The following is a 10,549-nucleotide window of genomic DNA, read 5'->3' on the forward strand; positions in this document are numbered from 1 at the left end:
TTCTCCATGACATTACACCAAAAACTAAAACTCACAAAAAGCGAAGAAGATGTTAAAGATGCCTACATAAAAGCTCTTGGCTTAAAAGGATATTCCAAAAACCTCGTTGATATACAAACGAAAGAAATTTGGTTTGAAGCCAAAGATTCTGGCAGAATTTCTACCTACGCAATGTTCACACAATTGATGCATTATGTACAAGATGCCTTGAACAAAGGAGAATATATTCCGCCCTTTTTGTGTGTGATTGATACGCACAAAGCCGCGATTATGAAAACTGCAGATGTGCTTCCTTTCCTGGAAAAGAAAACCATAAAATGGGGAAAATCTGCAAGTGGTTATACGCAGGAAGCTCTGGATGCGGTTTCTGCCTACATCGGGACGTATTTTGTTTCTTTTAAAATAGAAACGCATGAAGAAGAATTTATTTCAACCATCAAAAATGCCATCATTAATGGTGATATTATCCGTACCCAAATTACACCCGACAATTTAAAACAGGTTTTTGATAAATGGGTTTTGATGATTGGGCGAGAGATTAATGGTGTTGCCGAAAAAGATTACGCGCTTTTATTTTTTGCAGATATTATGAGCGATGGTACTATTTCTACGCACGAAAATTTACCCGCAGAACTCTTACATAAAAACAATGCGCCCGTTATCTCTTTGGGTGGAAAAAATTATGAGCTAGGGAACAAAGATGGTTACCGACAATTTTGTATCTAAATACAAATAATAATGGAAAATCCTGAAAACCTAAATCCCAAAGCGGGAAAGAGTGCGTCCAGAAACCGATATGTTTCGGCCGAATAATTGATCGCTAAAATGAAAATTGCATTTACCAATGCAAAAGATCCGGACCTGTTACCCGAACTGGAAACGGTGGGTATTACGGAAGCCATGTTGGATGATTATTTGGTGGAGATTACCAATCTCGAGCAGCTTAGTCAAATACAACAACGGGAATACGGGGAGCAGTATGCAGAAACGGATATTTATAACCTGAAAAAAGCTGAAATAGATACGCTTTTTACACGCCACCGCAATCTTGCGAAGATCGCTTTCGAAGGAGACCGACAAGCCAACACCACCTTAGGAATCGACTACCCGAAGAAAGTAGCTTTCGCCGCTTGGTTTCAGCAGATCAGTAATTTTTATGCGCAGATTCTTGCCAATCCAGATTTCAAAACCAAAGCCGAAGCGGTGAATATTAAAGATGCCGATATTACTGCCATGCAAACTTCCCTGCAAGAGGTTTCTGACGTGAAAAATTCTCAGAAAAAAGAACTCGGCGAGGCACAAAAAGCAACCGATACCCGGGATGCAGCAATTGATTTACTTTACCCGAAATACACGCAACTCATCGCCTTTGCCAAGGTGCTTTTCCCGGATAATCAAACCCTGGAAAAACTGGGCATTATTGTAAAAAGAGAGGGTGATTTGTTATGATCAAGAGCCAAGAGTCAAGAATCAAAAATTAAGATCGAAAATACTATTTCAACCATAAAAAAAACCATCCCGATTTTACATCGGGATGGTTTCTATAATTAAACCTGTTCAGTTTTTCTAATTAAAAACCTTCCGGCTTGCTGTCTGTTGGATTTTCGCCTTCATTCAAAGGTTTGAAATTTTCCTCTGTTGCAGGTCGATCATTATTTTGTCCACCGTGTTGAGGTCTGTTATTTCCCTGATTGAAGTTGCCTTCTCTTCGGTCATCTCTTCTCGGAGGTCTATCGCCTTGTGGACGATCTTCTCTCGGTCTGTCATTAAATTGAGGACGATCTCCTTGGGGTCTTTCTTCCCGAGCTGGTCGGTCCAAAAGAACTTTTCGGGAAAGTTTCATTTTCTTACGGTCATCATAACCCATGAATTTCACTTCTACCATATCGCCTTCGTTGTAAGGAACTTTGTCCAAACGCGCCCATTCGATTTCTGAGATGTGAAGTAAACCTTCCGTTCCTTTTGCAATCGCTACGAATGCTCCGAAGTCCATCACTTTTACAACTCTACCGTTATAAACTTCACCAATTACCGGTACGAAACAAATTTCGTTGATGGCTGCAATGGTTCTGTTGATATTCTCTCTGTTCACTCCAGAAATTTCGATTCTTCCGATTTCGCCAATTTCTTCAATCGCGATAACCGTTTCGAAATCTTTCTGCATTTGCTGAATGATTTTTCCTCCAGGTCCGATGATTGCTCCGATGAAGTCTTTGGAGATTTCCAATACTTCCATTTTCGGTGCGTGAGGTTTTACGTCTGGTCTTGGTGCGTCAAGCGTTTTCAATAATTCGTTAAGGATATGCAATCTTCCGTCTTTCGCCTGGATCAAAGCTTTTTCCATAATGTCCATTGTCAAACCTTCCACTTTAATGTCCATCTGACAAGCCGTGATTCCGTCTGCAGTTCCTGTTACTTTGAAGTCCATATCACCTAAGTGATCTTCGTCTCCTAAAATATCAGAAAGTACGGTGAATTTACCAGATTTTGGATCAGTTACCAATCCCATTGCAATCCCAGAAACTGGTTTTGAAATTTGAACCCCTGCATCCATTAAGGCTAAAGTTCCCGCACAAACAGTCGCCATAGAAGATGAACCGTTTGATTCTAAAATATCTGAAACGATACGGATGGTGTACGGATTTTCTGTTGGGATCATTTTCGCTAATGCTCTTTGAGCTAAGTTTCCGTGACCAACTTCTCTTCTTGAAGTTCCTCTTAAAGGTCTTGCTTCACCCGTAGAAAACGGAGGGAAGTTATAATGTAAGAAGAATTTTTGATCGTAATTGATGGCAACCGTATCGACCATGTTTGCATCTTTTACAGATCCTAAAGTTACTGCAGTCAAGGACTGAGTTTCTCCACGTGTAAAGATTGCAGAACCGTGAGCTCCGGGTAAATAATCCACTTCTGACCAGATCGGACGAATCGTTTCTGGACTTCTTCCATCCAAACGAATTTTCTCGTTCAGAATTAACTGGCGCATTGCTTCTTTTTCTACATCGTGGAAATAGTTTTTTGCGTAAGGTTTAGCAACTTCTAATTCTTCTTCGGAATACGTAGTCAAAAACTCTTCTAAAATTGCCTGGAAATTGTCATGTCTTTCTTCTTTTGCAGAAGGAGTTTTTGCAACTTCATATACTTTATCATAAGTGGCTGCCCAAACTTTTTCCCGAATTTCTTCGTTGTGATCTTCGTGCGTATATTCTCTTTTTGGAAGAGATTTGCCAACTCTCTCGGCTAATCTTTCCTGAGCGGCTACCTGTACTTTAATTACTTCGTGTGCGAATTTAATGGCTTCAATCATTTCCTGTTCAGAAATTTCTTCCATTTCACCTTCTACCATTACGATAGAGTCTTTGGTTGCACCTACCATAATATTCAAATCAGCTTTCGCTAAATTTTCCATACTTGGATTTACCACTAATTGTCCGTCGATTCTGGCAACGGTAACTTCAGACATTGGTCCGTTGAAAGGGATATCGGTAATTGCGATTGCAGCAGAAGCGGCTAATCCAGCCAAACTTTCCGGCATACATTCTTTATCATAAGAAATCAGGGAAATCATTACCTGAACTTCTGCATGGAAATCAGAGGGGAAAAGTGGACGAAGAACTCGGTCAACTAATCTCATTGTTAAAATCTCTTCATCAGATGGTCTTGCTTCTCTTCTGAAAAAGTTTCCTGGAATTTTACCTGCAGAATAAAATTTCTCTCTGTAATCTACCGTTAGTGGAAGAAAATCCACACCTGGTTTTGCATCTTTACTCGCAACAACAGTTGCCAAAAGCATTGTTCCGCCCATTGTTACTACTACAGCACCATTAGCTTGTTTCGCTAATCTTCCTGTTTCGATGGTAATTTCTCTACCATCACTTAATTGAATCGTTTCAATAATTGCTTGTGGAGCATTCATAAAATTTGTCTGTCTTTGGCACTCCGTATTGAGTGCGGTTAGTATTTAATCTATTTAAATTTTCGTGTGCGAAGATACGGAATTTTGATGAGAGCCAAAGTCTTTATTGGATGAGCTCAATTTTAAGAGGATTGAATAAGAAAAGCAAATACATGATCAGGAGAAATTTGGTGATTATTTATAAACTGTAAAATTTATGATTTAGTTAGGAATACTTAAATGTCATAAAATCAAAACTTTGCAAAGTTGGTAGATGAGATTTGTATTGAGATAAAGATTTAATCTTAAATTTTCGGCACAAATTTGGTTGCGATTTTAGCACAAACATATTTATAAACTTAAAAATTAAACATTATGGGAATTCTATGGACATTGATTATCGGTGCAATTGCAGGATGGTTAGGATCACAAATTTTTAAAGGCGGAAGTCTAGGACTAATCGGTAATATTATCGTTGGTATCGTCGGTGGTTTCATCGGTTACTGGTTATTAGGAGGAAGATTAGGTGAAGGCGTAGTCGGCGAAATTTTAACAGGAACCATTGGTGCAATTGTGCTACTAGCAATAGTGAACTTATTTACCAGAGGAAAGGTATAATTAATTTTATTCCATTTAAAGCACATAAGCAATCTAGAAATAGATTGCTTATTTTTTTTTTACTCATTGATTAGGGTGAGGAGCCATCAAAAAAAAGCAACTCGAAATGAGTTGCTTTAATTTTTTAGAGTGATCTAAGATTATTTTCTTAATCCTAATTCAGCAATAATAGCTCTGTATCTTAGAACATCTTTTTTCTTCAGATAATCCAAAAGGGCTTTTCTTTTACCTACCAAAAGTACCAGTGATCTTTCAGTTGCGTAATCTTTGTGGTTTTTTTTCAGGTGACCTGAAAGGTGGTTGATTCTGAATGTGAAAAGGGCAATTTGTCCCTCTGCTGTTCCAGTGTCTGCATCAGACTTTCCATGTTTTGCGAAGATTTCTTTCTTCTTGTCAGTTGTTAAGTACATTCCAATATTATTTTAATGATTATTATGTAACGGGTGCAAAAGTACAACTAATTTTTCGACTTGGGAAGAGGTAATGAAAACTAGAGTCAGAAACCTCCCTGTTAAATGTTAATTAAATCTTAAAATATACTTCATTTATCCGTTGAATGGCCGTATTTTTGCAACACACCAACTGATGAAAAAAATTTACTTACTTCCCCTTACTTTTGTAACCTTGCTCTTGTTTGCTAGTTGTACTGCTACTGCGCAAAACCAAACTCAGAGCAAAGACTTGAAAATGCAGCGTATTCTGTATTTCAATCCAGAAGTATATCCAGATGTTGAGGAGATTAAAGAGCCTACCTATTCAGCTTTTTACAGTGCTGTTTCAGAAAAAATCGGGCAATATCGCCATTTTAAGATGTTACGGGTCGATTCACAAATAGCGTATGATGAACAAGATCCTTCATTAATCAAAGAATTTTGTCATAATAACAACGCGCAATTTGCTGTAATTCCGAAAGTAAAATATTTTAAAGTTGGGATTGGAAAATATGTTTTTTCAAACCAAGTCATTGTAAGTATGAAGCTGTTTGATGCTTCTGGAAAATTTTTGGCAGAGACCGATTACGATACCTACAAAAAAAATGCAAGAATTTTAGGTTCTGCAGAAAACTCCATTAAAATTGGAACAAGTGGCGCGATGAAAAATATGGCCAAAACTCTTACTGATTTGCGAAAAATCTAACGTTCACGAGCGAATCATTTTCCCTTCTATTTTTTAAACTTCTTTATTATTGGGAATTTTTGACTTTTTCCCTTAGTTTTGCAATTCTTAATATCAAATAGGTGAAAGTTCAAGAACTCGTTTTTAATCCGCAAGATATTGCTGAAACGCTTACGGCGCTTCGGGGAGAAGATCGGTTATTGGCTTTTTTGAAAATTCCGAAAGAATATAAGGCAGATGTTTTCTCGCACTTAGATCCGTCTTTTCAAGAAGATACCATTAGAAGTATAGGGAGTGAAGATGTTTCTGAACTTTTGAACGCCATGACTCCGGATGATAGAACAGCCTTGTTTGAAGATTTCCCAGATGAACTGATTAAATATTCCATCAACCTTCTTAATCCGCAGGAAAGAAGAATAGCCCTGAAACTTTTAGGATACGATATGGATTCCATCGCGAGGTTGATGACTCCTTATTATATTCAAATCCGAAAAGAATGGACGGTGAAAAGATGTCTTCAGCAGATTAAAAAGGTGGGCAAAAAGATGGAAACCATGAATCATCTTTATGTGGTGGATGAAAAAAATCAATTAATTGATGATATTGCTATTGGTTCTTTGTTATTGGCGGAAGAAGATACTCCGATTGCAGATATTACAGACAATCACTTTGTGGCAATAACCACCACAACATCCAAAGAAGATGCAGTAACATATTTTGAAAAGTATGACCGCACTGCTTTGCCCATCGTTACCGAATCTGGTGTTCTGGTGGGAATTGTAACCATTGATGATATCTTGGATCAAATTGCTTCCCAAAATACAGAAGACATTCAAAAATTTGGGGGAATGGATGCGTTGGATGAACCTTATCGGCAAACGCATTGGTTTGAAATGGTTAAGAAACGCGGTTTCTGGCTAATCCTTTTATTCTTTTTTCAACTTTTAACTGCCTCCGCGATGGGGTATTTTGAAGATGAAATTCAGCGAGCGGTGGTGCTTACTTTATTTGTTCCGCTTATTATTTCCAGTGGCGGAAATACAGGATCTCAAGCCGCAACATTGATTATTCGTGCTATGGCATTGCAAGAAATTACGGTGAAGGATTGGTGGATTGTTATTAAAAAAGAATTGATTACAGGATTGTTTCTGGGTGGAGTTTTAGGGGTGCTTGGTTTTTTTCGAATCATGCTTTGGCAATATGCAGGATGGTTTGATTATGGAGAATATTGGGCCTTTATCGGATTAAGTGTTGGAGTATCTTTATCTTTAATCGTCATGTGGGGCACACTTTCTGGTTCAATGGTTCCTTTTATTTTAAAGAGATTCAACTTGGATCCAGCCACTTCTTCCGCGCCTTTTGTAGCAACTTTGGTAGATGTTACGGGATTGGTGATTTATTTTACCTTAGCTGGACTTTTACTAAGTGGTAAACTCCTTTAATTTTTAAAATGAAAATCGTCTCCCTTGTTCCAAGTATTACGGAAACCCTTTTTGACTTTGGATTAACGGGGAACGATGTAATTGGCCGAACTAAATTTTGTATCCATCCCGAAAACCTCGTAAAAAATGTACCGATCATTGGTGGGACAAAGAATTTGAATATCGAAAAGATTATCGCTCTAAAGCCCGATCTTATCATTGCCAATAAAGAGGAGAATGAAAAACTTCAGGTAGAAGAGTTAATGAAACATAGTGAAGTGTGGGTAACCGATATTAAGACATTAGAAGATAATTCAAAATTTATATTTGAAGTTGGAGAACTGCTTCATCAAAAAGAGAAAGCAGCGCAATTTAACAAAATAATTGACTCAATTTTTCAAAATTCTTCTTCCCTTCAACCGAAGAAAGCAGCATATCTCATTTGGAAAAATCCCTATATGACAATTGGCTCAGATACTTTTATTCATGATGTATTAGAGAAGATTGGAGTTGAAAATATTGCTAAAAATCAATTGAGATATCCAGAGATTTCCCTCGAAGAAATGAGTGGAGCAGACTTTATTTTACTTTCTTCCGAACCTTTTCCTTTCCAAAATAAACACATTAAAGAACTTCAGGAACAACTGCCTCATTCAAAAATAATTTTGGTAGATGGCGAAGCGTTTTCTTGGTTTGGAACCCACATTTCTAAATGCGCGAACAACTATCAAAAATTAAAAACTGAAATTTTTGCATAAAAAAAGGAGTTTTTAAACTCCCTTCTTGTCTTAATTTAATCTCTTAATTTTTTTCATGTCCTCTTTTAGTCGATTTTCCAAAACTTCTGTTGCTGCAACTAAAGGAAGTCTTAAGTAATTTTGAATGATACCCATTTCGGCTAAAACGTATTTTACTCCTGCTGGATTTCCCTCCGCAAAAATGGAACGCGTAATTTCAACCAGATTGTTGTGAATTTCATAGGCTTCTTTCACTTTGCCCTCGAAAGCCAACTGCACCATTGTGGAAAATTCTTTTGGATAAGCTTGCCCAATCACAGAGATCACGCCATTTCCACCCGCTAAAGTTACTGGTAAAGTATATTCATCATCTCCCGAAACGAGATTGAAGTTTTCTGGTTTTTGTCGCAGAATATCAAAATATTGAAGAATATTGGGAGCAGCTTCTTTAATCATGATTAAGTTCGGGAATTCCTTTGCCAATCTTAAGGTGGTAGATGCTTCTAGGTTTTGTCCCGTTCTGGAGGGAACATTGTAAATGATTATTTTCTTACCTGTTTCTGCCAACACTTTGTAATGTTGATAAAGTCCTTCTTGGCTTGGTCTGTTGTAATAAGGGGATACAGATAGTATAGCTTCAAAAGCTGATAAATCTGCTTCTTCAATTTGCTTTTTTACCTCGTATGTATTATTTCCCCCGATGCCCAAAACTAAAGGAACTCTGCCATTATTTGCCTTAATGATATGAGAAATTACGGCCTGCTTTTCTTCAGTCGAAAGGGTAGCTGATTCTGCAGTAGTGCCCAAAACCACTAAATAATTGGTGCCGTTTTCAATATTATAATCCACCAATTTTGTAAGAGAATTATAATCTACGGTTAAATCTGAATTAAAGGGTGTAACCAACGCAACACCAACTCCTTTTAAGTTGCTCATATATTTGAAATTATGCTTTCAAAATTACAAAATTTCGGACGAGAATTTACTAAATAAGATGATAAGTTTGTATTCATATCTTTATATTTGCATCACAAATTAAATTATGAATGAATATTAAATATGTAATTGTCGCCCTGTCATTTTTAGCATTTTCATCCTGTAAAACGCCATTGAATATTGCTAAAGTTTCTACAGAAAAAAACATTTCTTTAGCTGCAGATTTACCAGAAGCTGAAAATTTAACGCAAGTTATTTCTCCTTACAAACAGCAATTGGAAGGGGTGATGAATACTAAGATTTCTTATACTGCTCTTGATCTTAATAAACAGGGAGATAATAGTAATCTTGGAAATCTGCTTTCTGATTACACTTTACAAGGCGCAGATGAATGGGCAAAAAATAATGGAATTCCAAGTGGAGTAGATGCTGCCGTGATTAATATAGGCGGAATTCGGTCTACGATTGGAAAAGGTGATATTCTTACGAAACATATCTATGAAGTGATGCCCTTCGAAAACGAAGTAGTAATTGTGAAAATGAAAGGCTCTGATTTGAAGGGACTCTTTGATTATTACTTAAAAACTCAAAAAAATAATCCTGTTTCTAATCTGTATATCGAAACGGGAAATGGAGTTATATTGAAAGAACTAATCAATGGAAAAGAGGTAGAACCTACCAAAATTTATTACATCGCAACTTCAGATTATTTAGCATTAGGTGGGGATAACATGACATTCTTTTCAAAGGGAGAAGTGATTTCTACTGGAATTGCATTACGGGATTTATTTTTAGAAAAATTTAAAGCAAATCCAGAAATTGCAGCGCCTACAGACATCCGCTTAAACTTTAAAACTCAAAAAAACAAGACCGATGAATAGAAAGAATTTTCTGAAAACAATTGGTGGTGGAACTTTGGCCATGACTCTGGCACCGAATTTACTTTTGGCAGAAAACTTTAATCTGTTGAAATCTGCCTCAGAATATCATCTCACCATTTTGCATACTAATGATCAGCATAGTAGAATAGAGCCTTTTGACGCGTCTTATACTCGGAATCCTAATCAGGGAGGTTTTGCCAGAAGAGCTGCTTTAATTCAAAAATTCAGAGATGAACAATCGAATATTTTGCTTTTAGACTCTGGAGATACCTTTCAGGGAACGCCTTATTTTAATTTTTTTGGTGGCGAATTAGAATTTAAATTGATGTCTATGATGGGTTACGATGCCTCTACCATGGGAAATCACGACTTTGACAACGGTTTAGAAGGTTTTAAAAAAGTATTGCCGAACGCAAAATTTCCGTTTCTTTGTTCTAATTACGAATTTACTGATACAATTTTAGAGGGTGCAACCAAACCTTGTAAAATCTTCAATAAAAATGGGATTAAAGTAGGAATATTCGGAGTAGGTATTCAGTTAGAAGGATTGGTAGGTAAGAAAAGCTATGGTGAAACGAAATATTTGGATCCCATTGAAACTGCCCAGCATTATGCAGATTTATTAAAAAAAGAGAAGAAATGTGATTTGGTAATCTGCCTATCTCACATTGGTTTTGATTATCGGGATAGTCCAAACAAAGTTTCTGATAAAATTTTAGCTTCAAAAACCGATAACATTGATTTAATTTTAGGTGGCCATACGCACACTTTTTTAAAGGAGCCACAATCTTTTGCGAATAAAGGTGGGAAGAATGTTCTTGTAAATCAAGTCGGTTGGGCTGGTTTACTTTTAGGAAAAGTAGATTTTTATTTTGATAAAGATAAAAAAGTGAAAAATATTTCGTGGGATAATCAAGTTATAGATGATACAATTTTAGTTTAAAG

General features: G+C 36.7%; 11 protein-coding genes. 8 read left to right on the top strand and 3 right to left on the bottom strand.

Annotated features, from left to right (window positions below):
• The first annotated feature begins 6 nt into the window (after positions 1–6).
• Entirely contained in the window at positions 7–726 is a 720-nt protein-coding gene (locus RCH13_RS05460) for a hypothetical protein (RefSeq protein WP_326986224.1), read from the top strand.
• Between the two features lie 99 nt (positions 727–825).
• The gene (locus tag RCH13_RS05465; protein WP_326986225.1) at positions 826–1,449 is read left to right on the top strand and encodes a hypothetical protein; all 624 of its coding nucleotides are present in this window, start codon (positions 826–828) and stop codon (positions 1,447–1,449) included.
• Positions 1,450–1,570: 121 nt separating this feature from the next.
• Here RCH13_RS05465 and RCH13_RS05470 read toward each other — a convergent pair whose 3' ends face one another.
• Positions 1,571–3,916 carry a polyribonucleotide nucleotidyltransferase gene (locus RCH13_RS05470; protein WP_326986226.1) on the bottom strand — a complete coding sequence of 782 codons (2,346 nt, stop codon included), beginning with the start codon at positions 3,914–3,916 and terminating at the stop codon, positions 1,571–1,573.
• 354 nt (positions 3,917–4,270) lie between these two features.
• Here RCH13_RS05470 and RCH13_RS05475 point away from each other — a divergent pair, with 354 nt between their 5' ends.
• Positions 4,271–4,513, top strand: a complete 243-nt coding sequence (locus RCH13_RS05475; protein WP_326986227.1) for a GlsB/YeaQ/YmgE family stress response membrane protein — start codon at positions 4,271–4,273, stop codon at positions 4,511–4,513.
• Between the two features lie 140 nt (positions 4,514–4,653).
• Here RCH13_RS05475 and rpsO read toward each other — a convergent pair whose 3' ends face one another.
• Positions 4,654–4,923 carry a 30S ribosomal protein S15 gene (gene rpsO, locus RCH13_RS05480; protein WP_326986228.1) on the bottom strand — a complete coding sequence of 90 codons (270 nt, stop codon included), beginning with the start codon at positions 4,921–4,923 and terminating at the stop codon, positions 4,654–4,656.
• Between the two features lie 175 nt (positions 4,924–5,098).
• Between rpsO and RCH13_RS05485 the strand changes: the two genes are divergently transcribed.
• From RCH13_RS05485 to RCH13_RS05495, 3 genes are all read left to right on the top strand, one after another.
• Positions 5,099–5,650, top strand: a complete 552-nt coding sequence (locus RCH13_RS05485; protein ID WP_326986229.1) for a pyruvate decarboxylase — start codon at positions 5,099–5,101, stop codon at positions 5,648–5,650.
• A 101-nt stretch (positions 5,651–5,751) separates the two neighbouring features.
• Complete coding sequence (mgtE, locus tag RCH13_RS05490; protein WP_326986230.1) at positions 5,752–7,071, top strand: magnesium transporter; 1,320 nt, start codon at positions 5,752–5,754, stop codon at positions 7,069–7,071.
• 8 nt (positions 7,072–7,079) lie between these two features.
• Complete coding sequence (locus RCH13_RS05495) at positions 7,080–7,808, top strand: ABC transporter substrate-binding protein (protein ID WP_326986231.1); 729 nt, start codon at positions 7,080–7,082, stop codon at positions 7,806–7,808.
• A 30-nt stretch (positions 7,809–7,838) separates the two neighbouring features.
• Here the strand turns inward: RCH13_RS05495 and dapA are convergent, their stop codons facing one another.
• The gene (gene dapA, locus RCH13_RS05500) at positions 7,839–8,723 is read right to left on the bottom strand and encodes a 4-hydroxy-tetrahydrodipicolinate synthase (RefSeq protein ID WP_326986232.1); all 885 of its coding nucleotides are present in this window, start codon (positions 8,721–8,723) and stop codon (positions 7,839–7,841) included.
• A gap of 110 nt (positions 8,724–8,833) precedes the next feature.
• On the opposite strand from dapA, the gene RCH13_RS05505 reads away from it, so the two are divergent.
• Entirely contained in the window at positions 8,834–9,604 is a 771-nt protein-coding gene (locus tag RCH13_RS05505; protein ID WP_326986233.1) for a 5'-nucleotidase, read from the top strand.
• Positions 9,597–10,547, top strand: coding sequence for a bifunctional metallophosphatase/5'-nucleotidase (locus RCH13_RS05510; RefSeq protein ID WP_326986234.1), 951 nt, complete (start codon positions 9,597–9,599; stop codon positions 10,545–10,547). Before RCH13_RS05505 ends, RCH13_RS05510 begins: the two co-directional genes overlap by 8 nt.
• Positions 10,548–10,549 lie beyond the last annotated feature (2 nt).

Origin of the sequence: Chryseobacterium sp. MP_3.2, assembly GCF_035984805.1 — a bacterium.
Classification (GTDB): domain Bacteria; phylum Bacteroidota; class Bacteroidia; order Flavobacteriales; family Weeksellaceae; genus Kaistella.